Raw genomic sequence first — 25603 nt, 5'->3', positions numbered from 1 at the left:
CTATTCCGAGTGGATTGGTTAAATGTTATCACCCAAAAATTCCTGAAATTTTGAAGGATTTCCGTCTTCGTCACCAGTCAACAAATAATACACCATGCCAGCATCAGAGATGTCGGCTCTAAATTCCTTATGTTTTTTCATGCAGGTCCAAATCCAAGCAATATCAGGATTTTCATGATTTTTTAACCAATCCCAAACGCTCCAATCGTGTAATGAACTCCAGCCTTCATTAGAGTTGTTTTTATTATTCTGATCCTTAATCCTTTTGAATTTTATTTTATTATCACTTAGCTTCAAAACATCGTCAATGGTGTGATGATCTGGTCTTCTTAAATGGTTGTCATTATAGTTGCTGTGAGAAATAATATAAACATGAGACAAGGCTTCTATTTTTCCTTCATCTACAACCAATTTTACAGCGCGGTATAAAAATTCTGAAGGGCCCATATTTATGAAATATAAGGGGTCCTCTTTAGTAGATTTTTCTATTTCTTCTTTTAAATCTTTGATAGCCTCTTTTTTATGGGTTCCGACATCGAAGAATACATCTTCATTAAAGTTCCATTTTTCAATAGAACCGTCAACGCCCTCGTTCATGTAATTTCGCACAGTTGTATGCGCAGGCGACGGCATAAAATTATTATATGAAAAATGAACCAACTGGTCTTGAAGTTTCAGTTTTGCCAATATGGCAAGAGAAGCAGGTGTTGCACCCCAGTCATCAGGATCGGCGTAGTTATACTTTCCAGTATACTCTAGGTCAGGTTGGGCATTGCCATCTGCACTACATGCAATTCTATTAGCGTTGTAGCCTAGTGCTTGTGCTGCGGTAATATGAGGTAAAATCAATATAAATGTAAATACCAGCTTAAAAATGTGATTACTCAGTCTATCTTTTTTAAGCCAATATGTTTTTAATATTAAAATTTTGTGTTTCATCATTCTGCGTTTTTTGTGCAATAATCTCCAGTCACTCATTTCATAAGAATTTGTCTGGTTAATCAAATATATAGTAAAACCTATATTTTGATTTGTCCATGGGTAATTTGTAATACATTTTTAACCATTTAGTTTACAGATTAGTCAAAATTGAATAAACCTTCCACATCCTTCTCAAGTATTTTTGTGACCTTCAAACATTAATTGCTATATTTAGAATTATGAGTAAGTCGTCAATTGATAAAGCATTAACACCTGAGAAGTTCGAGAATTTAAAAACCAAAACCCCACCAATTAATAGTGCGGGATTAGGAGGTTTAAAGGCGGCAACAACTCACGCCATAAAATATATTAAACCAAGTAATATTCTTAAAATATCTAAAAACCTTAATCAAAAAGGTGGTTTTGATTGCCCTGGTTGCGCATGGCCAGATCCGGATGATGACCGTTCTTCTTTAGGTGAATATTGTGAAAATGGCTTGAAAGCCATGGCTGAGGAAATGCAAAACAAACTCATCAATCGAGAATTTTTTGCAAACAACTCCGTTGACTCGTTAGCTGAATTATCTGATTTTGAAATTGGTAAATCAGGCAGGTTGTCAGAACCAATGTTTTTGCCTGAAGGCGCCACACATTACCAGCCGATTTCTTGGGATGATGCTTTTGCTAAAGTAGCTGAGCATTTAAACGCGTTAAATAACCCTGATGAAGCGGTGTTCTACACGTCTGGTAGAACTACCAACGAGGCTGCATTTTTATACCAATTGTTTGTTAGGGAATACGGTACATCAAATTTACCCGATTGTTCTAACATGTGTCATGAAGCTAGCGGAAGTGCACTGTCTGAAACATTAGGTATAGGCAAAGGATCTGTAACTTTGGATGATTTATATAAGGCAGAATTGGTTATAGTTGTTGGTCAGAATCCTGGAACTAATCATCCGAGGATGTTGTCTGCTCTAGAAAAAACAAAGAAAAATGGAGGTAAAATTATAACGATAAACCCTTTACCAGAAGCTGGACTAATAAAATTTACCGACCCACAAAACCCCATTAAAATGTTAACAGGTGGGACAAAACTATCAGATGTTTTTGTACCTATAACGATTAATGGTGATGTGGCATTTTTTAAAGCACTACTATTAAAGCTTTTAGAAAAAGAGGAAGACACTGAAAATGTATTTGATAGAGCATTCATCGAAGAGTACACAAATGGTTTAGAAGATTTTATTTCAGATTTAAAAACTTTTAATTTTAATGATTGTTTAGCTGCATCAGGTGTTTCAAGAGAAACATTTGATGAAGTTTTTGACTTAGTTTTAAATAAAAACAAGATTATTATTTGTTGGGCTATGGGCTTAACACAGCATGAGAACGCAGTTGATAATATTCGCGAATTAGTGAATCTCTTATTGTTAAAAGGAAGTATTGGGAAGGAAGGCGCAGGTACCTGTCCCGTGCGCGGACATTCTAACGTGCAAGGGGATAGAACGGTTGGCATATGGGAGTCTGCACCACAGGCTTTTTTAGATAAAATTGAAGCTAAATACGGGTTTAAACCTTCACCAAAGCATGGATATAGTGTTATTGATGCGATTAAAGCAATGTATGAGAAGAAAGCTAAGGTGTTTTTCGGTTTAGGAGGCAATTTCATTTCTGCAGTACCAGATACGGCATATTCAGCACAGGCTATGGCGAATTGTAATTTAACCGTTCATGTAAGTACAAAATTGAATCGTTCGCATGTAGTAACGGGTAAAGAAGCTTTAATTTTACCCTGTTTAGGGAGGGCTGAAAAAGATTATCAAAAAACAGGCGTTCAAACTCAAAGTGTTGAAAACTCTATGGGTGTGGTGTCATCTACAAAAGGTGTTTTAGAACCATGTTCTGATACTTTAATGAGCGAAGTTGCTGTTGTTTGTGGTATAGCCGAAGCTACGTTAAAAGGGCGCTCTAAAATTAATTGGTTAGCTTACAGAGACGATTATAATTTGGTAAGAGACGATATTGCTGAAGTTGTTGCAGGGTTCGAAAACTTCAACACTAAAATAAAGCAGCCTTCAGGTTTTTACTTACCTAATGGTGCACGAGTACGAGATTTTAAAACTAAAACAGGAAAAGCAAACTTCAGCATTAATAAATTGCCAGATTGGAAATTAAAAGAAGGCGAATTGGTAATGATGACAATTCGAAGTCACGATCAATTTAATACAACTATTTATGGTCTAGATGATCGTTATCGTGGTGTTTTTAATGAAAGACGCATTATTTTTATGAATCGTGAAGATATGAAACTACGTAGTTTAGAGGAACATGAAGTTGTACATCTAAAATCAGAACATAACGGTGTGATTCGTAAAGCCAATAACTTTAAAGTAGTTGGTTACGATATTCCTAAAAATTGTTGCGCTACGTATTTTCCAGAAACTAATGTCTTGGTGCCTTTGGATAGTTTTGCTCATACAGCCAAAACACCTGCCTCAAAGAGTGTTAGGATAACGGTTGAGAAATGTTAATATTTCATCAAAAACACAAGCCTTAATTTTCTTATTAAATAATAATCTCTATACCAATTTGAGAATTATGTAATAATCATACATCTACGTAAATTTCTTAGTAAATTATCTTAAAAAATAAGTATAAATACTTAGTTTTGTTTCTAAATACGTAATTATGCAGCATATAATTGTAGTTGGAAACGGCATGGTGGGTTATAAGTTTTGTGAAAAATTTGTGGCCCAAGAAGCGTTTAAAGACTTTAAAATTACTGTTTTTGGGGAAGAACCAAGACCAGCATATGATAGGGTTCATCTTAGTGAGTTCTTTGAAAGTCAAAATGCCAAAGCTCTAGAGATGGCACCTGTTGAATGGTATACTGATAATAATATCGATTTAATTACAGGAGAACGTGTTGCGGATATCAATAGAAGTTCGAAAACCATAACTACAGCAAAAGACCGTGAGTTTTCATATGACTATTTGGTGCTCGCCACTGGATCTTCACCTTTTGTGCCACCAATTAAGGGTGTTGAAAAGGAAGGGGTGTTCGTATACAGAACTATTGAAGATTTAGAAGGAATGCTTGCTTATGCTGCTAAACTAAAGGCTGAAAAGCCCAATGCTAAGGCGGCAGTTTTAGGTGGGGGATTGCTAGGTCTAGAAGCTGGTAAAGCTGTAATGGATATGGGATTGGAACCTCATATTGTTGAATTTGCACCAAAATTAATGCCGAGGCAATTGGATTCTAGAAGTTCTCAAGTATTACAATTGAAATTAGAGTCTATCGGATTAAATATTCATTTAAGTAAGGCAACAAATCAGATTTTAGGAAACGGTCGTATTACGGGTATGGAATTTGGAGAAGACGATATGTTAGATGTTGATATGCTTATCGTTTCTGCAGGAATAAGACCAAGAGATGAGTTGGCTAGAGCATGTGGGTTGGAAGTTGGTGTTCGTGGTGGTGTAATTGTTGATAATAGGATGAAAACTTCAGATGATGCGATTTATGCTATTGGTGAAATCGCCCTATACAATCAAATGATTTATGGTCTAGTAGCCCCAGGTTACGATATGGCAGATATTGCGGTTCAGCAGATATTAGGGAATGCAGATAAAGTGATGCCGGCAGATATTGATATGTCTACCAAATTAAAATTAATTGGTGTTGATGTGGCGAGTTTTGGTGAGCCGTTTATGCCTGCAACAAAAGGGCATTCCATCATTTTTGAAAATAAAACACAGCATTTATATAAGCGAATTAACGTTAGTCATGATGGTAAAAAGCTACTAGGCGGAATTCTAGTGGGTGATGCAGCAGATTATAGTATGTTGCATCAAGTATACCTAAATGGTATGGCTATACCAGAAGATCCTGCAAAGTTAATTTTACCTACAAATGAAGGGGGTGCATTACTTGGTGACGTAATGGATTTGCCAAATGAGGCACAGATATGTTCTTGCGAAAGTGTTACCAAAGGTCAGATTTGTGGTGTAATTGAAAATGGAGATGCCAAAGATTTAGGGGATGTGGTAAGTTGTACAAAAGCTGGAACAGGTTGTGGTGGTTGTAAACCTATGGTTGCAGATTTAACTAATGCCACGCTTAAATCTTTAGGTATTGAGGTTAAGGATTCTATTTGTGAGCATTTTGACTATAACAGACAAGATTTATATAAAATAATCCAAGTAAAAGGATACCAAAAGTTTAATGAAGTGCTAGATAATTATGGTAATGGTGGTCATGGTTGCGAATTGTGTAAGCCGCTAGTTGCTTCCTTAATGGCAACAATTCATGCTGATACCGCCAATAAGGAATACGCCATACAAGATTCAAATGACAGGTTTTTAGCTAATATTCAGCGAAACGGAACATATTCGGTTGTGCCAAGGGTTCCAGGAGGAGAGATTACTCCAGATAAACTCATTGCTCTTGGTGAAATAGCTAAGAAATATGACCTCTATACTAAAATCACTGGAGGTGTCCGTATCGATTTATTTGGAGCTACTTTAAATCAGCTACCTTTGATTTGGAAAGAATTAATCAGTCACGGTTTTGAAAGTGGTCACGCTTATGGTAAATCTTTAAGAACTGTAAAAACCTGTGTGGGTTCTACTTGGTGTCGTTATGGTATGGATGAAAGTGTGAGTTTTGGAATTGAATTAGAAAATCGATACCGAGGCATACGCGCCCCTCACAAAATTAAAGGTGGCGTTTCTGGTTGTATCCGAGAATGCGCCGAAGCACGCGGAAAAGATTTTGGTTTAATTGCTGTTGAAGGAGGCTGGAATTTATATGTTGGAGGCAATGGTGGTGCAAACCCAAGACATGCCGAATTATTTGCCGAACAAATAGATAACGAAACGGTAATTAAATATTTAGACAGATACCTAATGTTTTATATGCGAACTGCTAAACCTCTACAACGAACTGCCGCGTGGCAAGAAAAGTTGGAAGGAGGATTAGAGTATTTGAAAGAAGTAATTATTGATGACAAATTGGGAATAGCTGAGGACTTAGAAAAAGAAATGCAAACTTTGGTGAATAAGTTTGAATGTGAGTGGACACAAGCTGTAAACGATCCTGAAATGATGAAACGTTTCAATCATTTTGTGAATAGCGAAGAGGATGACGATAACATTGTTTTTGTCCCAATGAGAGATCAGAAAATGCCAGAACCTTGGGTTTAATCAAAAGTTTTAAAACTTAAATGATAATGGAAGAAATTCTAGAAAAATACGAAGCTACCAAATTAGAGGATGTAAAAGTTTGGTTTAAAGCAGCAAATGTAAATGACTTTCCTAAAGATGGTGGTGCCTGTATAAAGTATAAGGATAAACAAGTTGCTGTATTTAATTTTGAAAGATTGGGCAAGTGGTATGCATGTCAAAATTTATGTCCGCATAAAATGGAAATGGTGTTAAGTAGGGGAATGATTGGTGACGATAAGGGCATCCCCAAAGTGGCTTGTCCTTTACATAAAAAAACCTTTTCATTAGAAAATGGTGAAAACTTAAATGGAGATTTAAAAGCCATTGCAACTTACCCAGTTATGATTAAAGAAGATTATGTTTATGTTGGCTTTTCTGAATAAATCATTAAATAAATACGCCAAAGCAAGCAGTAATTATAAGTATGCTTTACAAGGTTATTAAATTACTAAGGCAAAATTGTAATCATTCCATGCTTTTACTGCAAGTGCTTTGGTGAATTTATTTAATACGATGGGAACCTAGATTGCAAATTAAAAATACATACTGTAATATTTAATTAAAAAAATGAATTATGTATCTTGGCTATCACAGAATATAATTCAAAAAGATATATGAAACCCACACGTTTTGAAACTGCTATTGCACTTATAGATAAGGCGAATTCTGAGGATATTAATACTTATGATATTGCAGGGATAAAATATCCTAAAGAATTGTTGTATTCCCAACGTATGACGCGAAAATTACTCCAGTTTAAACCCAATGCGTCTAAAGCTTTACAAATTGCGGCGAGGGCGCAGCATATATGTCGATGGAAGATTCCCAGAGATGAATATCCTATGGATCGGGTTGGCTACTTAAAATGGCGAGAGACCTTAAAAAAAATGCATGCTGATTTAACTTCTGATATTTTGAAAAAAGTTGGGTATGACGATGAATTTGACTCTAGAATTAGAAAAATTATCCTGAAAAAACTCATAAAAAAAAATGAGGAGTCACAGGCTCTAGAGGATACTATTTGTTTGGTGTTCCTAGATTATTATTTCGAAGAGTTTGCTGAAAAACATCCAGATGAAAAAGTAATTGATATTCTGCAAAAGACTTGGGTAAAAATGAGTGATGAAGGTCGACAAGAAGCCTTAAAACTTAATTTCTCAGAAAAATCTTTGACTTTGGTGAAACAAGCAATCTCTTAAAGCTTCTCTTGTATGGCAAACAATGGCAATTCATTAGACCAAAGGACTTTTGATAAATTACGCCGTTTGTATATTATCGGTTTTAGTACCATTGCACTTTCTGTGATTTTAAGTCAGATTTTAATTCGTAAGCATTTAAGTGCTCAAGAAAGTGACTCAACTGTTATAAATATTGCGGGTAGACAACGAATGCTGAGCCAAAAATTAGCCAAAGATGCGGTTTCTCTTTTAACTTTAAAGAGACATGAAGATAGATTCATTATTAAAGAAGATTTAAAACAAACTTTAAAACTTTGGGGGCTTTCACACGATGCACTTCAAAATGGTAATGATAGCTTAGGTTTGCCAAAGCAAAATTCAAAAGAAGTTAATGCTAAATTTAAAGTGCTCAATCCTATTTTTGATTCTATAAAAGATGCTTCAAAATCTATAATTACTAAAATTGAAAATGTACCGTCAATACCTGTAGATAGTTATATTTTAGATATTGAAAAAATTAGAAATCATGAAGGTGAGTTTTTGGTACAAATGGATGCCATAGTTAACCAATACGATAAGGAGGCGGAAGAAAAAGTGGCATGGTTAGGTAAGCTGGAGCTATGGTTAATGGCATTAACATTACTTATTTTATTAGGTGAGTTTATATATATATTTTGGCCCGCTGCAAAATCGGTACGTATAACACTTAAAGAATTGTTGTCTGCCGAAAGTAAAGCTAAAAAGATGGCTTTTGATGCCGATGAATTAAGTAAGGAAAAAGAAAAATCTATCCAAGAGTTAAGTGGGCTAACGCGTGCTATGGATGACACCTTGTTTTTTGCGAGAATAGCCCCTAATGGTACGTTAATTCATATGGGTAATAAATTTTCCAGATTATTTAAATTCTCTAAAGTTACTAATAATGCCTTATTTTGGAATGTGTTATCCTCAGTTGAAACCGAGCGAGAAACAATTGAAAATATTATTACCAACAATAAAAAAACAGGATGGCAAGGTGAGGTAAAGGCAACTTGTAAAAATGGAAAAGATGTATGGTTGGAAATGGCAGTAATCCCATTTAGTTCGCTTGAAGAAAAATCGGAATTGTTGATAATAGCCTCTGAAATAACAGAACGAAAAGCTGCTCAACTAGAAATTGACCGATTGACAAAAAAGAGTTTTGAGGAAAAGATGAGTCAACAAAAAATTATCTCTAGTAAGATAATTGAAAACCAAGAGAAAGAGCAAAACCGAATTGCTAAAGATGTACATGACGGTATAGGGCAAATGCTAACGGGTTTAAAATATAATCTAGAAAGTATCGATACTAAAGATGTTGAAAAAGCAACAACTAAAATCGAGCATTTAAAAGAGCTGACTTCAAATATTATTAAGGGCGTTCGTACGGCAACATTTAATTTAACACCTCCAGAATTAACAGATCATGGTATTGTTCCAGCCCTAACAAAGTTAACACAAGAGTTGGCACGATTAACTGGTAAGGAAATTGTGTTTTTTAATAAAACCGATTTCAATCAGCGAATGGAATCGCTAGCTGAAATAAATGTATACCGTATTGTACAAGAAGCGGTTAATAATGCCATTAAATATGCAGAATCTTCACATATAATTGTATCGCTGTCGCACAGTGCTAAAATGCTTAGTATTGTTGTAGATGATAATGGTAAAGGGTTTAATCCTGATAAAATAAAACGTGTAAAAACGGGAGATGGTGGTATGGGAATGACGTTTATGAAAGAACGTATTAAATATATTGACGGACGCTTGTTTGTAACCTCTGAAGAAGGCAAAGGTACTAGAGTTACTTTAAATATACCCTTATTGTAAATGTGTAATGTGTTAGAAGGAGCTAATTCTTTTATCAATTATACTATTGGTAGTTACTAACCAATACTATATATTATAATATATCAAATGTTTTAACATGAAGATTTTTAATTGTCCTAATTGTAATGTCACAGTGTATTTTGAAAATTCAAAGTGCATAAATTGTAACTACGCTTTGGGATATAATTGGTATTCAGATAGTTTTGTAATTCCTCAAAGTTTTAACTCACAATCTAATAACCAACTAAAGTTTTGTAAAAATTTTGAACATTCGGTATGTAACTGGTTAATTCCTCAATCTTCTCAAGATCTGTTTTGTAAAGCTTGTATGCTCAACAGAAAAGTGCCAAACGTTGCAGATGTTGATAACTATAAAAAATGGCAAAAACTAGAAATTGCAAAACACAGATTGATATATCAATTAATTAAATTGAAGTTACCTATAGCGTCTAAACTCACAAGTGATACTGGTATTGCTTTTGATTTTCTTTCTGCAAATAATAAGGAAAATAAACTTACAGGTCATTCAGATGGGGTAATTACAATTCTCCTTTCCGAGGCAGATTCTGTCCATAGAGAACAGCTCAAAGCACAGATGGGTGAATGTTATAGAACTTTACTAGGCCATTTTAGACATGAGATAGGACATTATTATTGGTTGCAATTATTTGATGAATCCAATATAATTGATTTTAGAAATCTATTTGGTGATGAGCGTCAGGACTACGGAGTAGCTTTAGACAATTATTATAAAAATGGAGCGCCGCAAAACTGGAATTTAAACTTTATTAGTAAGTATGCTAGCGCCCATTCATGGGAAGATTGGGCTGAAACTTGGGCGCATTATCTGCATATCATGGATACACTGGAAACAGCTCATGCTTTGGGTATTTCTTTTAAATGTAATCCCATTTCTAGCGATGTTAATGCAAGAGGATTTATAAACCCTTATTTAGAAACTGATTTTAAGGTTATTTTCGATGCGAGTATTGTGTTAACGTCTGCAGGAAATAGTATAAACAGGTCTATGGGTTTACCTGATATTTACCCATTTGTAATTCCTTCATCCGTTTATGAAAAATTGAAGTTTATTCATGATGTATTGCAGAATAGAAGCTATCATTTAGCTAACTGAAATGAATTAACAAATTTAAACTTTAGTGCATAATGAAAAGAAAACTAATTAGTTCCGGTTCCACATTCGAAGAAAAAATCGGTTATTCCAGAGCAATTGTTCAAGGTGATTGGGTTTTTATGTCAGGAACCACGGGGTATGATTATAAAACTATGACAATTAGTGATGACATTGTTGAACAGACAGAGCAATGTTTAAAAAACATAAAGAATACTTTAGAAGAGGCTGGTGCCCATATGTCGGATATTGTAAGAGTCACCTATATTCTGCCAAAGGTTGATGAGTTCGAGAAATGTTGGCCTATACTTAAAAAGTACTTCGGGCACATAAAACCAGCTGCAACTATGTTTTCTGCTGATCTTGCCAATGAAAAAATGAAAATTGAAATACAAGTTACAGCTTTAAAAGCTTAAAATTACGTAATGTTACTTAATTTCTTAAATTTGTAAGACTAATGCTTTTTTATGGATAAAATTAATGTTGTTCTTGCTGATGATCATATTTTGGTAAGGGATGGAATTCGCGCACTTTTAGAAGACCAAGTAGGTATTGACGTAATTGATGAAGCCTCAAATGGTATTGAGGCTTTAGAGGTGCTACAAAGAAATCAACCTCACATATTGATTGTTGACATTCGAATGCCTGAAATGAATGGTATTGAAGTTGTTGGCGAGGTAAAAAAGTCATTTCCAGAGGTAAAAACATTAGTGTTATCAATGCACGATTCAGAGGAGTATGTGGTTCAGGCTATTAGATCCGGAGCGGATGGGTATTTACTTAAGGGGGCAAGTAAAGAGGAGTTTTTAAAAGCATTAACCAAAGTAGCATCTGGCGGAAAATATTTTACAGGTGATGTGTCTGCCATTATCATGAATAATTTTGTAAATGGTGAATCTTCTTCGATGTCGTCTTCCAAAATTGAAGTCAAAGTAGACCCATTTAAACTAACTAAACGAGAAAAACAGATATTAGAGCTTGTATTGCAACTTAAAAACAACAAGGATATTGCCGAGGAACTTCAAATTAGTAAGCGTACTGCTGAAGTACACCGTTTCAATCTTATGAAAAAAATGGAAGTAAAGAATCTTATGGAATTAAGCAATAAAGCCAAGGATTTTGGGTTGGTTTGATACTTTACTATTTATTAGGGATTTCTGTTTCTAATTTTAATAAATTTTCAAAATCAACATTCTTAAATTAACAACTTCACATAAATTTTATATTACTTAATTTTTAACACATAAATTAAGTATAAATACGTAGTTTTGATGTATTGAGAAGTGTGCCTAAATAAAAATTACACTTTTATCACTAAAAGAAGGCTCTAAATGATACAAAGCAAAGTAAAAACTACCTGTTCCTACTGCGGTGTTGGTTGCGGTATTGTTGTTAAAAAAGATAATAACAATAAAGTATTTGTGGAAGGAGATAAAGATCATCCCGTAAATAAAGGCATGCTCTGTTCTAAAGGTATGAATTTGCATTACGTAGCTAACGATACTTCAGATAGAATTATGTATCCTGAAATGCGTTGGAGTCGTTCGCATCCAAGAGAGCGTGTAAGTTGGGATGATGCATTGGACAGAGCTGCGAGTGTTTTTAAATCTATTATAAAAAAATATGGTCCAGACAGTGTTGGGTTTTATGTGTCTGGGCAAAGTTTAACCGAAGAATATTACATCGCCAATAAGCTTACTAAAGGATTTTTAGGCACTAATAATATTGATACTAACTCTCGCTTATGTATGAGTTCTGCTGTGGTGGGATACAAAAAAACATTTGGGGAGGATAGCGTGCCTATTTCTTACGCAGATATTGAATTAGCGGATACATTTTTGATAACGGGAGCCAATCCTGCTTGGTGCCATCCAATATTATTTAGAAGATTAGAAAAACATAAAGAGGAAAACCCAAATGTAAAAATCATTGTAGTTGATCCCCGAAAAACTGATACTGCAAATTTTGCTGATTTACATCTTAAATTAGTTCCAGGTACCGATGTTCTGCTTTATAATGCTATTGGAAGATGCTTGTATAAAAGTGGTCTTATTGATGAGGTTTTCATAAAGAACTTTACAGAAGGCTTCGAAGATTATAAGGATGTCATATTATCAACATCATTAAAAGAGGCGTCTAAAATATGCGGTGTAACAGAAGGTGATATTAAAAAAGCTGCAAATTATATTGGTTTATCCAAGGGGTTCATTAGCATGTGGGCTATGGGGCTTAATCAAAGCGTCGTGGGTACTGATAAAAATGTATCGCTTTTAAACTTGTCATTAATTACTGGTCAAGTTGGAAAACCTGGTTCAGGACCATTTTCACTTACCGGGCAACCCAATGCTATGGGTGGTAGGGAAGTTGGTGGAATGGCAAATCTTTTGGCAGTGCATAAAGATTTAGCGAATGAAGAACACAGACGGGAAGTTGCCCAGTTTTGGGGTGTAGATGAAATAAACCCAAAGCCCGGACTCACAGCTACTGAAATGTTTGATGCTTTAGAAAATGGGCAAATGAAAGCTATTTGGATTGCCTGTACAAATCCATTAGTTAGTTTGCCTAATCTAAATCGTATTGAAAGCGCAATGAAGAACGCGAAATTTGTAGTTGTTCAGGATATTTCGTTTAAATCTGATACCGTTGAATTTGCAGATTTAGTGCTGCCTGCTGCGGCATGGTTGGAAAAGGAAGGTACAATGACAAATTCTGAAAGACGAATTTCATATTTACCAAAAGAAATTGACGCTCCAGGAGAGGCACGACCAGACGTTGAAATTTTTTGTGATTTCGCACAACGAATGGGCTTTAGGGGTTTTAACTTTAATAATTCCAGCGAAATATATGACGAATATGCGGCAATGACAAAAGGCACTAATATTGATGTATCTTTTTTAAATTATGATAGACTAAAAAACGAAGGTACATTTCAGTGGCCGGTACCAGAGCATAAACCTGAAGGAACCCCGCGCTTATTTCTCGATAAAAAATTTTACACGGCTTCGCAGAAAGCAATTTTTAATATTCCTAGCAAAACCTATAATACGTCGGTACAACCAAATGCCAATTATCCTTTAATTTTAACAACGGGACGTGTACGCGATCAATGGCATACTATGACCAAAACTGGTAAGGTATCAAGGTTAAAAACACATTACCCAAAACCTGTTTTGGAAATTAATCCAGTAGATGCTTATTTGTATAAGATAAAAGATGGTGACGTAACCGAAATACGTGGAGAAAATGGGGTAGTACGAGTGCGGGCTAAGGTTACAGATACCATTAAGAAAGGGGTTGTTTTTTTACCCATGCATTGGGGCAAACAATTGAGTAATGACCTGAATAGAGCAAATAATTTAACCAACACTCTTGTAGATCCAATATCCAAAGAACCTGATTTTAAGTTTACCCGTGTTGCTGTGTTAAAATATAAAAAGCCAGTAGAAAAAATAATAATTGCCGGCGCTGGAGCTGCGGCTTTTAGGTTTGTTCAAAACTATCGAGAGCAAAATGAAAGAGATGAAATTCATGTGTTTTCAAAAGAGCCAAATTTATTCTATAATAGAGTTCTGCTGCCAGAATATGTCACTGAAGAATTGACTTGGGAACAACTTTTAAAAATTAAAAAACTAGAACTTAATAAACTTAATATCCATCTGCATCCTGAGACTACAATTTCACAAATTGACAAGGAAAAGAAAATTGTAAAAGATAGCAATGGTGAAACTCATGCGTTTGATAAACTCATTTTAGCAACAGGAAGTCGCGCATTCGTACCAAAAGATGTTCAGATTAATTTACCTGGACGTTTTACCATGCGAAATAAAATTGATGCAGATCAATTTAAGGCGCATTTAGAAGCAACAGGATTGCCGCCAGAGGAGCAACATGTGGTTATTGTTGGCGGTGGATTGCTTGGACTTGAGCTGGCAGCTGCCATGAAACACAAAAACGCTAAAATCACTATTGTACAAAGAGGATCTCGTTTAATGGAACGTCAATTGGACAAGGTGTCAAGTAAACTTTTAGCCTTGGATGTGCAGGAACGGGGCATTCAAATTTATTTTGATAATGAAGTAAGTACCGTCTTTGATGATGAAGATACGGGAGAGTTAAATATCACATTAAAAAGTGGAAAGTTCATTACTGCAAATGCTATTGTTTACGCCATAGGAACCATTCCAAATATTGAAATTGCAAGAGAAAATGGCATTAAATGCAGAAGAGGTGTAATTGTAAATCAGTACTTACAATCATCTCACCCAGATATATTTGCTATTGGCGAAATAGCTGAATTTAATAATCAATTGTTTGGTATAACTTCAGCTGCCGAAGAACAAGCAACTATTCTAGCTAATTTTATTGCTGGAGATATAAGCGGTGTATATAATGGTTCGGTATTGATGAATATATTGAAGTTCAATGATTTGAATTTGTGTAGTATTGGAGAGATAAATGTTCCTGAAAATGATGATAGTTTTGAGGAAATTATTTTTACCGACATAAAGAAACGTTATTATAAAAAGTGTATTGTAAAAGATGATTTGTTGGTTGGGGCAGTTTTAATGGGTGATAAAAATGAATTTGCTGAATTTAAAACCATGATAGAGAGCAAAATTGAAATGGCCGATAAACGCGATACCTTATTAAGAGGTTCATCTAATAACGAACCTGTTCTTGGAAAATTAGTTTGTTCCTGCAGTCAAGTTGGTTCAGGAAATATTGAAGATACTATTGCAAAAGGCTGTACAGATTTTACAGAGCTATGCAATAAAACTGGAGCTGGTTTAGGGTGTGGTAGTTGCAAAAGCGAAGTTCGTGAAATACTTATGAGTTCTAAAAATTTAGTGTAATGGAAGAGCGCTATAGATTAATGGTTAACGGGGGTGTATTATCTCCAGGAGAGTTAAAATACATCTGTGAAGCTGCTGAAGGTTTAGGTTTAGATGCTATTTCTTTTGGCTCGCGACAAGATATTATTTTTCCCGAGAAAATAGATGAAAGTAAATTTGTTCAGTTTGATAAAATTCAATTTGTAAAACCGAAACGAGATGGTGTAGAAAACATTGCTTCATCTTATGTTTCAGCAGAAATTTTACCTAGTACGTCATGGCTAACAAGCGACCGTTATTTATATGTTTTAGAACAGTTTAAACATAAGCCTAAATTAAGGATAAATGTTATTGACCCCAAACAGCGTTTGGTGCCTCTATTTACTGGTAATGTAAATTTTATAGCTTCGGAACATGATGACTATTGGTACTTATACTTAAGACTTCCTGGATGGACAAAAACGGAAATGTATCCCGCATTAATTTACAGTTGGGATATGGATAAAATTGAACTGGCGATAGAGCATATTTTAATAGAAGAACCAGAAACAATTGATACTGTTTTTGAGCTTGTAAATGATGCCGTAGATGCTAATAATAGAACGGTTGATAAACCTTTGGAAGTACCGTTTTATCCATTTCCTTACTATGAAGGTATGAATAGAATAGGTACCGACCGTTATTGGTTAGGATTGTATTGGAGGAATAACCGTTACGATTTACCTTTTTTAAAGGCCATGTGCGATATGTGTTCTGAAAATAAGATTGGTAAAATTTCAATCACACCTTGGAAATCTTTTATAATTAAAGGAATTCCTCAAAGTGCCAAACTACACTGGGAGAAGCTTTTGGGTAAGTTTGGTATTAATGTGCGTCATTCTATGCTAGAGATGAATTGGCATGTACCAGTAAACAATCAAGAAGCACTAAACCTTAAGAGATATTTGGTTTCTAATTTCGATCAGAATGATATAAGTACGTATGGACTAACATTTGGTATCACAAGTCATGATAGTGATACCTATAATTTTACTTCGATAGTTATTGAAAAAAATAAACAGCCAGAGTCTGTAAGGAATTTCAAAATAAGAGATACGTACAATCTATTATATGCTAAGAATTTCGACCCGAATACACGAGAATATATTATGCATGTACAAGACATAGATAAAGTAGAACTTCCTGGGTTATTGATGGAACTGAGTCAGTTGTATTTTGAACAATTAGGATCTGAAAATGGAGAAGATGACAAGGCTTCTGTCAAAAAAGAAACTATAGAGGAAGATGTTTACCAATGTTCTGAATGTATGACTGTGTATAGCGAAGTATATGGGGATGTAACACAAGGTGTTGCCCCAAACACAACTTTTGAAAAATTACCTAAAACTTACCAATGTTCACTTTGCGAAGCTCCTAAAAGTAGCTTTGAGAAGAAGGTTTTGGTAAAGCAGAATTAATATTTAAAAAGTTTTATCCACCAATGGTAATCATACTTCTATTATTGTTGTGAAGTTTGGGTTCTTGGAGTTTCTCGAGCGTATCCATGCCTCCTCGAACTTTAAATTTTGCTTGTACTGCTTTTTGAATTATAGGTTCAATAGGATTGCCTGCACGAAGTGTGGTGAGCAAATCAGATTCACCAGATGAAAATAAACAGTTTTTTAATTGACCATTAGCAGTTAAGCGCAGTCTGTTGCAAGAATCACAAAACGGATTCGTTACCGAACTGATAATTGCAAAACTCCCTTTAAATCCTTTTATTTTATAATTTTTAGAGGTGTCATTTGGCGCATCTTTTAAACGTAAAATGTCATCTTCAGAAAAAGTTTTATTTACATAGTTCATGACTTCTGCATACGATACCATTTTACTCATATCCCATTTGTTGCCATCAAAAGGCATAAATTCTATAAAGCGAACTGAGATTGGTAAATCTTTAGTGAAATTAATGAAATCGATAATTTCATTATCATTAAATCCTTTTATTAAAACGGCATTTACTTTAACCGTAAATCCTTCTTTAACTAGTAATAAAATATTGTCGTAAACTTTTTGAAATTCATGACGACGCGTAATATGTTTAAATTTTGAAGGGTCTAAAGAATCTAAACTCACATTTATTTTATTTACGCCGTTTGCTTTAAGTACATCAATAAATTTGTCAATGATAACAGCGTTTGAAGTGATAGATAATTCCACAGGAAGCGTAGCGAGCTTCTCTAAAATTACAGGAATATCTTTTCTAATTAAAGGCTCTCCACCAGTTAACCTGATTTTGGTAACACCATGATCTACAAAAGTTTTAGCGATTTCATAAATTTCCTCATAAGTCATTAAATGACTTTTAGAGGACAACTTTACACCTTCTTCGGGCATGCAATATGTGCAACGTAAATTACAACGCTCTATCAACGAAATACGGAGGTAAGCATGGTCTCTACCATGTGAATCTTTTAATATGTTTTTATTCTTACTCATACCTTCGCTCTGTTTAATTGTTGAATCGTTGATAGGTGTAATCGCCTAAACAATTTAACAACTCCACGAATAAACATTTTAGTCATGTCTAGCACCTTTTAAAATTCTAAAACTATGTAGTATGGCTGGAAATATAGCATCCATTGATTCTTTTGCACCATTCGTTGAACCTGGTAAGGCCAAAACTAAAGTGTCACCAATAGTACCCGCTATGCTTCTTGATAACATGGCAAATGGCATGCGCTCTTGTCCATAACTTCTAATAGCTTCCTCAATGCCTGGAATGCGTCTATCTAAAATGGGAAGAAGCGCTTCTGGAGTAACATCTCTTCCTGATAATCCTGTGCCTCCTGTATAAATTACCATATCAATACCTTGTTCTTGATAGTATTTTGCTTTTTGTTGAATGACTTCTTTCTCATCAGGAATAATGATATATTCATTAACCTTCACATCGCAACTTTCAAGTTTGCTAATTATAGCTTTTCCTGCTCTGTCTTCTTTATGACCAGCAGAAATAGTATCGCTACACACTACAACAGCAGCGTTTAAATCTTTTCTGAAGGAGTCTTTAAAATCAGATTTCCCACCTTTTTTAGTCAAAAGTTTAATAGCGTGAATTTCTATGCCTTTATCTATAGGTTTTAGCATGTCGTACATATTTAAAGCTACAACACTAGCACCATGCATCGCTTCAACTTCAACACCTGTTTTGTAAATGGTTTTTACGGTAAATAAAACCGTAATTTCTAATCCATCAATTTTATATTCCACCCCAGTAAACTCAATAGGTAAGGGGTGGCAATCGGGTAATATATCTGGTGTGCGCTTTACACCCAAAAGTCCAGCTGCTTTGCTCATAGCAAATACGTTTCCTTTTGGAACGGTATCGTTTTTAATAGCCTCGATTGTTTCAGGTTTACTGACTTTGACGATTGCTTGTGCAACTGCAGTTCTTAGTGTTGTTACTTTGTGTGTTATATCGACCATTTTGGGATTTGTTATTTATTATTGAAAATTGATTATTTCCTGCTTGCTGTCTTTCTGGATGCCATAAAGATTGCTGTTAATTCACTAGATTCTTTTAAAAGGAAATCTATTTTGTCTTTTTGAATTAAATTTTCATCTAAAGCAAACTCTAACCAAAAATTCGATTCATCAACTTCTTCAATCACAATGCTAATTTTCGCAACAAAACTTGCTTTTGATTGCGCTATACAAGTAGCTCTGTAATTTGCTGCAACAGATGTAGAACACCTAATAAGCTGACCTTTGATATGATTTGCTAAATATTCATTCGGCAATAGTTTTGTTAACTTCACGCAGTTATGGGCAAATAATTTAGTTCGTTTTTTTAAAGCCTCTTTCATAAAAAATGAATTATAGGGTATGAGTAATAATAATCAATTATAATTAGTCAATAATCAATTATTAACCTTCCATTGATGACTTTCATCTTCAAAAATCTCTTTTCCAAACACAGGAACATCAGCTTTAATGGCTTCAACTATATATTCTAAAGCTTCAAAAACTACTTTTCGTCTTGGTGATGATACAAAAACAAAAAGACAAATTTCACCTGCTTTTACGGTACCTAAACTATGATAAATGTGCATACACGTTAAGTCGAATTTTTCAAAAGCTGATTCTCGTATCTCATGGAATTTTTGATTTGCCATATCTTCATAAGCAGTATATTCAATAGCGGAAACCGTTTTACCATCAATCTCATCTGCACGTACTTGTCCGAGGAAAATATTGTGCGCGCCAATACTTGTCTTGGTTTGGTGTTTATAAATAGAATTCCCTATAAACTCTGAAGTTATCGCACCTTCTTTGAAAACGCTTTTCATTGGTTTTTTATCTTTCATTAGATAGTAATTTATTATGTTCTTTTAAATAATTGTTTATTTCTGAAGCACCTTGAGGTATACTAAAACAATTATTAATATTTAATCCTTGCAATACTTTTACGGCATGTTTACTGCGCATTCCAGATTTACAAAAAAGGGCTTTCTTTTGTGATAAATCAATTTTATGCAAACTAGTTTCTAATTCACTTAATGGAATATAGGTAACGTCTAAATTGTCTACTTTAGGTTGTTCGTGTAATTCTCTAACATCAATAAACTGAACGTTTTTTTCTGAAATCATCGCGGATATTGAAACTTCTATGACTTCGATTTCACAGCCTATATTGATTTGCTTATTCTCAAAACTATCTTGCTCATCTAAAACGGATTGAATGCTAGTTTCGTTTCTGTTTATTTTTAAAGTTGACGTTTGGGATGTCAAAGCATTATAGCAAAGCAATTTCCCTGAAAGTACATTACCAATACCTAAAATGATTTTTAAAACTTCGTTGGCTTGCATACTACCAATTATTCCAGGAAGCACCCCTAAAACACCAATATCAGAGCAATTAGGAACAGCATCTTTTTGTGGTGGGTTGGGGAAGAGGCATCGGTAACTCGGTCCGTTTTGAAAATTGAAAACAGAAACCTGCCCTTCAAATTTATAAATGGCGCCAAAGACTAGAGGTTTGTTTGTAATGATGCAGGCATCATTTACCAAATAACGTGTTTCAAAATTATCAGAGCCATCAACAATGATATCATATTGGGTAAACAATTCAATAGCATTTTGATAGGTAAGCGGTTCTGGGTAAGGAATTATTGAAATGTCATTATTTAAATCCTGTAACCGTTCTTTGGCTGCAATGGCTTTATTTTTTCCTAGAGATGAAGTTCCAAAGAGTACCTGACGTTGTAAATTTGAAAGTTCAACCACATCAAAATCTATAACTCCAATAGCACCAACACCAGCAGCGGTAAGGTATTGCAGCACAGGGCATCCTAAACCACCAGCACCAATAACCAAAACTCTGGCATTGGAAATCTTGTCTTGACCTTCTTGACCAATTTCTGATAGAATAATATGTCTGTTGTATCTATTCACTCGTTGTTTAATTGTTTATTCGATGAGTTGTTTAAACGATTTACCGATTCAACAAATCAACATTTTTAAAATCATCCTCCTGCAAATGGTGGCAATAAAGCGATTTCCGCTCCAGTTAATTCCGTATCTAAATCCACTAACTCTTGATTTTGCGCTATTTGAAAATCTTTGTTTTTTAAATCTGAATATTTAGTGATCAGTGTACTTAAAAGTTCTGAAATTGAACCTCCAGATATCTCGATTTGCTCCTCGTTTTTTTGAGTCACTTCTGCTATTTGTCCGAAATATTTAATCGTAATAAGCATCTTCAATTTGTTTAAATTCTTCTTTAGTGTTTACATTTAATGTTGCATTTTGAAAGGCTTCATCTAAAACAACATTTTTATAGTTACAGCTTTTTATAGCGACTCTCAACCGCCGTTCGTCCTGTTCTAAAAAGCTTTTGAATGTGTTCTTAATGCACTTTTTGTAAAGCGCAATCAAAGGCATGGATTTACCATTACTTTCAGCCTGTATAATTTCTGAAGTATCATCGATGGCATCAATCAATTGCTGTAACACTTCAGAAGTTATCAGTGGGATATCACAACTCAGAATCAAATTTAGTTCAGTTTTAGACGCCTCTAACCCTGAATAAATTCCAGATACAGGACCAGCATCTTTGGTAATATCTGTTATGCGTTTTAATCCAAAAGCATCATATTCTGGGGTGTCTGAAACAATAATGATTTCAGAAACTAAAGGTTTTAAAGCATCAATACTATATTGAATAAATGGCTTATCATTCAACATTAATAACCCTTTATCAGAACCCATTCTGGAACTTTTTCCTCCAGCTAAAATAATGCCTGTTATGTTGGTTTTATCTATCATTTAGGTGAAAAATAATTTAGCACAAGCTATAATTAATACAAAAGCTAATATGTATCTAAGACGCTGATTATTGATTTTTTTACTGCCATAATACCCGCCTAAAACACCACCAACCAATGCAATAGCAACAAGAATAAAAGCGCCTTTTTCTATTGAAACACCACTACTCAATTGTCCAATTAAAGCGGCTGCTGAATTCACCCAAATAAACAACGCAGAAACCGCTGCCGCTTCTTTCATCTTACCCCAATGCAATAGCAGAATTACTGGTGTTAAAATGATGCCGCCACCAATACCAATAAGTCCAGAAAAGAAACCGATGATGCCGCCAACAATTAATCCTTGCCACAGTTTAACTTGCTTTGTATTATCACTTTCTTTTCCAAACACATTTAGCATTTTAAGAATAGCGAAGATTAATAAAACAGCTAAAATTTTTTTATAAATAGAAGCATCAACTTCAATAGTACCCCCTAAATAAGCCAACGGAATAGAAGCTATGGCGAATGAGATAAATAGTTTTTTATTAAAATGTCCTGCTTTAAAATAGTAGTAGAACGAGATTCCAGCAACAAAGATATTGAGTAATAACGCCGTAGGTTTCATGCTTTCTGGAGCAAATGAAAACAAAGCCATTAAAGCCAAATACCCACTGGCGCCTCCGTGTCCTACGCTTGAGTATAAAAATGATACTACAGGTAGAATGATTAAAAAAAGATATATGTTTTCGGTTTGAAGCATAAAAGTTAAAAGTGCTTAAAGTGCCTAAAGTGCCTAAAGTGCCTAAAGTGTTTAAAGTTATAAGTTACCACGGTTTTAAAGTTTATTAGATATAGAAGTGAAAAGTGCTAAAAGTTCTTTTGTTTCCTTAATAATTGCCTTTAATTCGACTTGTTTCACCCAATTCAAATCTTTTATTAATTCTAACCAATATTCTGTTTCGCTAGCTTCACTTTCGCTAATCTTGATTTTATTTTTAAAATCTCGTTTACTTCTTGAGCGATTTGCCTCACGATAATTAGCTCCAACACTCGTTCCTGATTTAGTAATTTGATTTCGAATTACCTTACCCTCAATTGAATTCGGTAAATCACTCGACAATCTGATGATAGCTATTCCAAATTGTCTTGTTCTTAATTCCAATTGTTTTGCAAAATCTTTGTTGGTCATACTTTGTTTCAAATTTTTCTTAAGATGCCTTTACTCTCAACTTGAAGTACTTTAAGTATTTATAACTTTAGGCATTTTTATAATCGTTCAATTTTCGCTAATTCTTTATCCAAAAACGCCCAACAATTTTTATTAATTTCATCAAATGCGTTTATCAAGGATTTTCCATATTCTGTAAGTTCCGCACCACCACCTCCTTTGCCACCAATACTATTAATAGTTACTGGTTTTTTAGCCGATTTGTTCACCGAATCCAATAATTGCCACGCTTTTTTATACGAGATATTTAAAGATTTTGCAGCCTTAGAAAGCGATCCGGTGTCGTCAATAGCTTTAAGCAAATGCACACGACCTTCACCAAGAAGCACATTGTCTTCCGATTCAATCCAAATGCGACTTTTTATTTTATAACCCATAATACTTAATTATTGTGGTAATACTATCACTTCTAAGGCATCACCAATAGTAATAGTGCTCACATCCTCAGGTGCAAAAACTAAGGCGTTGGATAGCGCAAAAGTTTGTAACATTGATGAGTTTTGTCCATCCAAAATTTCAACTTCACCATCTTCATAAATACCTTTTAAAAATTGTGGCCTATCACCTTTCTTTACAAAGCCATTTATAGCTTTGGCTTTTATTCTTGGTAATTCTAAATCTTTACGATCCATCATTTGTTGCAAAGCGATATATACATACACGTAAAAACAAGATAAAGCTGCGGCAGGATTCCCAGGAAGCGCAAATACCTGGGTGTTTTCTTTTTTGCCATAAAACAGGGGCTTTCCGGGTTTTTGTTTCACTTTATAAAAGAGTTCTTCAACTTGTAATTCGCTTAACGCTTTACCAACAAAATCATAATCTCCAACAGAAATTCCGCCTGTGATTAACACCAAATCATTGTTATCCAAAGCATCTTTAAGCGTCTCAACAGTTTTAGTATAATCGTCTTCAACTTTATAAAGTCTCACATCGTAAAACTTTAAATTATAAAGCGCGCTCAATAACATTTTTGAGTTGCTTTCGTAGATTTTCCCATAAGGCAACTCTTGTCCAGCTGCTATCAATTCATTTCCTGTAGTAACAATCGCGATATTTGGCTTTTTAAACACGGAAACCTCCGTAATACCCAGAGAAATTAAGTAACCAATCGCGGCAGGAGTCAACTTAGTGCCTTTTTTTAAAGCAATAGCTCCAGATTTTACCTGTTCACCTAAAGGGCGAATATTATGCTCTAATGGAATCTGTTCAGAAATCGTAATGGTTTCACCGTGAACCACCACTTTTTCTTGCATCATAACGGCATTTGCGGTTTTAGGAACTGGCGCACCCGTAAATATTCTAACAGCTTCTCCTTTTTTCAGTTGAGGTTCATGTCCATCACCAGCTTTAACTTCTCCTATTAGTTGATAAGATAAGTTATCATGCAAATTTAAAGCATACCCATCCATGGCCGATTGCCTAAAAGGCGGCATGTTTATCGGTGATACAATATCCTCAAACAGCTCGTATCCACCAGCTTTTTCAACCTTTTTAATAGTCGATTGTAGTAAAGGCTTACCGTTTTGTTTTACAATAGAAATAGCTTCAGAAATGGAAATCATTATAAATTTTCGTTATATCCTAACAAATATAACGATTTCATGATTTTTAGCAGAAATGAAACTGCGATATTTTATAAATTAATATGAAAACAAAAATATTAAGATTAAAAAATTCAGATATTCAAACTTATACAACATAGATTTTATCAACCTCATAAAAATACGTAAAAGCATCAAAAAGCTAAGTATTATTACTTATTTTTGAAGTGTAACCCTGAACAACATGCCCGCAGTCGCCATGTCTACACATACAAAGTTTCGCTCCTTAAAAGATACGTCGTGTGCGTCATGCGATAACTCAAATTGTATTGTAAATAGAAACCTTCCCATTCTAGAAAATTCCACGTTAGTAGACAACAAAAGCACGTTGCGTTGTAAAAAAGGGCAACAGTTTATTATGGAAGGCGCGCCGGTAAACGGACTCTTTTTCATTCTAGAAGGTACCGTTAAGGTCATTCGCACTGGAATTAACGGACGCGAACAAATCGTGCGTTTCGCTAAAGAAGGCGAAATTATCGGGCACCGCGGTTTCGGTACAGAAGAGTACTATTCCATTGGTGCTATAGCGCTTCAAGATGCTGTGTTGTGTTATTTTTCTAAGGAAAACCTGCAAGAAACCCTGTTAGACAACCCTAAGTTTGCCTTCGATATGATGTTGTTTTATGCCAACGAACTTAACCGTAGCGAAAACAAAGTAAAGTCTATTTCGCAAATGACGGTTCGCGAGCGTGTCATCGATTCCCTATTATACATACACCGAAAGTTTGGCGATTTAAATGGCTTTCTAAACCTTCCTTTAAGTAGAAGAGAATATGCCGATTATGCTGGTACAACAGAAGAGCAAGTCATTCGCGTGTTTTCAGCTTTAAAAAAAGAAAAACTAATTAGTGCTAAAGGCAAGAAAATCGGTATTAACGATATCCAATCGCTTAAAAAAGAAATAAACGACCATAACTATTTCTTAGATAGTTAATGCTGTGTTTTGGGCGTTACCCACAAGGGGTCGAGCTTTCCGCTATATCTTTTTTGCATGTCACCTTGAGCGCAGTCGAAAGGTCATTTCATAGAGCAAAAAAGGATGAAGTCTATCCTGAGCGAAGTAGAAGGGCTGTGGTTGCTGAGGTGGTCACTGAGTTTATCGAAGTGCTCTCGAAGCACAATCCCTAACGCGGGTTTGCTCGCCAGCGTCATTGCGAGGAGTTTACCACGTGGCAATCTAGGATTTCTCTTTTTATTGCCTAAGATTACCTCGTAACTCGTACTTCACTTTTTGTAATGCCATTATTGTTGAAAACTACGTATAAGTATGTATTGATTTTATCGTAGGAAAAGTCAAACTTTGTTCATCGAACGATATAGTTCATTAAAAACGGAACCATT

General features: G+C 34.8%; 23 protein-coding genes. 11 read left to right on the top strand and 12 right to left on the bottom strand.

Going from position 1 to position 25603, the window contains the following annotated elements:
- Positions 1-18: 18 nt before the first annotated feature.
- Positions 19-978: a hypothetical protein gene (locus BMY39_RS09590; RefSeq protein WP_218140999.1), complete on the bottom strand. Its 960-nt coding sequence runs from the start codon at positions 976-978 to the stop codon at positions 19-21.
- Positions 979-1160: 182 nt separating this feature from the next.
- Between BMY39_RS09590 and BMY39_RS09585 the strand changes: the two genes are divergently transcribed.
- The 10 genes from BMY39_RS09585 to BMY39_RS09540 all read left to right on the top strand — a co-directional run bounded on the left by BMY39_RS09585 (position 1161) and on the right by BMY39_RS09540 (position 16597).
- Positions 1161-3455 carry an FdhF/YdeP family oxidoreductase gene (locus BMY39_RS09585; RefSeq protein ID WP_092578964.1) on the top strand — a complete coding sequence of 765 codons (2295 nt, stop codon included), beginning with the start codon at positions 1161-1163 and terminating at the stop codon, positions 3453-3455.
- Positions 3456-3612: 157 nt separating this feature from the next.
- Complete coding sequence (nirB, locus tag BMY39_RS09580) at positions 3613-6129, top strand: nitrite reductase large subunit NirB (RefSeq protein ID WP_092578962.1); 2517 nt, start codon at positions 3613-3615, stop codon at positions 6127-6129.
- Between the two features lie 26 nt (positions 6130-6155).
- The gene (gene nirD, locus BMY39_RS09575) at positions 6156-6533 is read left to right on the top strand and encodes a nitrite reductase small subunit NirD (protein ID WP_092578960.1); all 378 of its coding nucleotides are present in this window, start codon (positions 6156-6158) and stop codon (positions 6531-6533) included.
- 231 nt (positions 6534-6764) lie between these two features.
- A complete protein-coding gene (locus BMY39_RS09570) occupies positions 6765-7349 on the top strand; it encodes a DUF4202 domain-containing protein (RefSeq protein WP_092579222.1) in 585 nt (194 codons plus the stop codon).
- Between the two features lie 12 nt (positions 7350-7361).
- Positions 7362-9176, top strand: coding sequence for a sensor histidine kinase (locus tag BMY39_RS09565; protein ID WP_092578958.1), 1815 nt, complete (start codon positions 7362-7364; stop codon positions 9174-9176).
- Positions 9177-9273: 97 nt separating this feature from the next.
- The gene (locus BMY39_RS09560) at positions 9274-10311 is read left to right on the top strand and encodes a zinc-binding metallopeptidase family protein (RefSeq protein WP_092578956.1); all 1038 of its coding nucleotides are present in this window, start codon (positions 9274-9276) and stop codon (positions 10309-10311) included.
- A 32-nt stretch (positions 10312-10343) separates the two neighbouring features.
- Positions 10344-10724 (top strand): RidA family protein, encoded by a 381-nt coding sequence (locus BMY39_RS09555; protein ID WP_092578954.1) that lies wholly within the window; start codon positions 10344-10346, stop codon positions 10722-10724.
- A gap of 51 nt (positions 10725-10775) precedes the next feature.
- A complete protein-coding gene (locus BMY39_RS09550; RefSeq protein WP_092578952.1) occupies positions 10776-11441 on the top strand; it encodes a response regulator transcription factor in 666 nt (221 codons plus the stop codon).
- A gap of 198 nt (positions 11442-11639) precedes the next feature.
- Positions 11640-15161: a nitrate reductase gene (locus BMY39_RS09545; protein ID WP_092578950.1), complete on the top strand. Its 3522-nt coding sequence runs from the start codon at positions 11640-11642 to the stop codon at positions 15159-15161.
- Entirely contained in the window at positions 15161-16597 is a 1437-nt protein-coding gene (locus BMY39_RS09540; protein ID WP_092578948.1) for a rubredoxin, read from the top strand. The genes BMY39_RS09545 and BMY39_RS09540 overlap by 1 nt, the downstream gene beginning before the upstream one ends.
- A 13-nt stretch (positions 16598-16610) precedes the next feature.
- Here BMY39_RS09540 and moaA read toward each other — a convergent pair whose 3' ends face one another.
- The 11 genes from moaA to BMY39_RS09485 all read right to left on the bottom strand — a co-directional run bounded on the left by moaA (position 16611) and on the right by BMY39_RS09485 (position 24223).
- Complete coding sequence (gene moaA, locus BMY39_RS09535; protein WP_092578946.1) at positions 16611-17618, bottom strand: GTP 3',8-cyclase MoaA; 1008 nt, start codon at positions 17616-17618, stop codon at positions 16611-16613.
- A gap of 78 nt (positions 17619-17696) precedes the next feature.
- Positions 17697-18608, bottom strand: a complete 912-nt coding sequence (gene moaCB / locus BMY39_RS09530; protein WP_092578944.1) for a bifunctional molybdenum cofactor biosynthesis protein MoaC/MoaB — start codon at positions 18606-18608, stop codon at positions 17697-17699.
- Between the two features lie 32 nt (positions 18609-18640).
- Positions 18641-18988 (bottom strand): four helix bundle protein, encoded by a 348-nt coding sequence (locus BMY39_RS09525; protein ID WP_092578942.1) that lies wholly within the window; start codon positions 18986-18988, stop codon positions 18641-18643.
- Positions 18989-19042: 54 nt separating this feature from the next.
- Complete coding sequence (locus BMY39_RS09520; protein WP_245738231.1) at positions 19043-19489, bottom strand: molybdenum cofactor biosynthesis protein MoaE; 447 nt, start codon at positions 19487-19489, stop codon at positions 19043-19045.
- Positions 19479-20576, bottom strand: a complete 1098-nt coding sequence (gene moeB / locus BMY39_RS09515; protein WP_092578940.1) for a HesA/MoeB/ThiF family protein — start codon at positions 20574-20576, stop codon at positions 19479-19481. The genes BMY39_RS09520 and moeB overlap by 11 nt, the downstream gene beginning before the upstream one ends.
- A 71-nt stretch (positions 20577-20647) precedes the next feature.
- Positions 20648-20881 carry a MoaD/ThiS family protein gene (locus BMY39_RS09510; RefSeq protein WP_092578938.1) on the bottom strand — a complete coding sequence of 78 codons (234 nt, stop codon included), beginning with the start codon at positions 20879-20881 and terminating at the stop codon, positions 20648-20650.
- Positions 20865-21449, bottom strand: coding sequence for a molybdenum cofactor guanylyltransferase (gene mobA / locus BMY39_RS09505; protein ID WP_092578936.1), 585 nt, complete (start codon positions 21447-21449; stop codon positions 20865-20867). Before mobA ends, BMY39_RS09510 begins: the two co-directional genes overlap by 17 nt.
- Positions 21450-22190 carry a sulfite exporter TauE/SafE family protein gene (locus tag BMY39_RS09500; RefSeq protein ID WP_092578934.1) on the bottom strand — a complete coding sequence of 247 codons (741 nt, stop codon included), beginning with the start codon at positions 22188-22190 and terminating at the stop codon, positions 21450-21452. It abuts the gene before it with no gap.
- Positions 22191-22265: 75 nt separating this feature from the next.
- A complete protein-coding gene (locus BMY39_RS09495; RefSeq protein WP_092578932.1) occupies positions 22266-22619 on the bottom strand; it encodes a four helix bundle protein in 354 nt (117 codons plus the stop codon).
- A 77-nt stretch (positions 22620-22696) separates the two neighbouring features.
- Complete coding sequence (locus BMY39_RS09490) at positions 22697-23035, bottom strand: winged helix-turn-helix domain-containing protein (RefSeq protein WP_092578930.1); 339 nt, start codon at positions 23033-23035, stop codon at positions 22697-22699.
- 9 nt (positions 23036-23044) lie between these two features.
- Complete coding sequence (locus BMY39_RS09485) at positions 23045-24223, bottom strand: molybdopterin molybdotransferase MoeA (RefSeq protein ID WP_092578928.1); 1179 nt, start codon at positions 24221-24223, stop codon at positions 23045-23047.
- Positions 24224-24461: 238 nt separating this feature from the next.
- Between BMY39_RS09485 and BMY39_RS09480 the strand changes: the two genes are divergently transcribed.
- A complete protein-coding gene (locus BMY39_RS09480; protein WP_092578926.1) occupies positions 24462-25196 on the top strand; it encodes a Crp/Fnr family transcriptional regulator in 735 nt (244 codons plus the stop codon).
- The last annotated feature ends 407 nt before the right edge of the window (positions 25197-25603 follow it).

Origin of the sequence: Hyunsoonleella jejuensis (assembly GCF_900111025.1) — a bacterium.
Taxonomy (GTDB): Bacteria; Bacteroidota; Bacteroidia; order Flavobacteriales; family Flavobacteriaceae; genus Jejuia; species Jejuia jejuensis.
The sequence above is the reverse complement of the archived record's forward strand: the minus strand, read 5'-3'. Positions and strand labels throughout refer to the sequence as shown.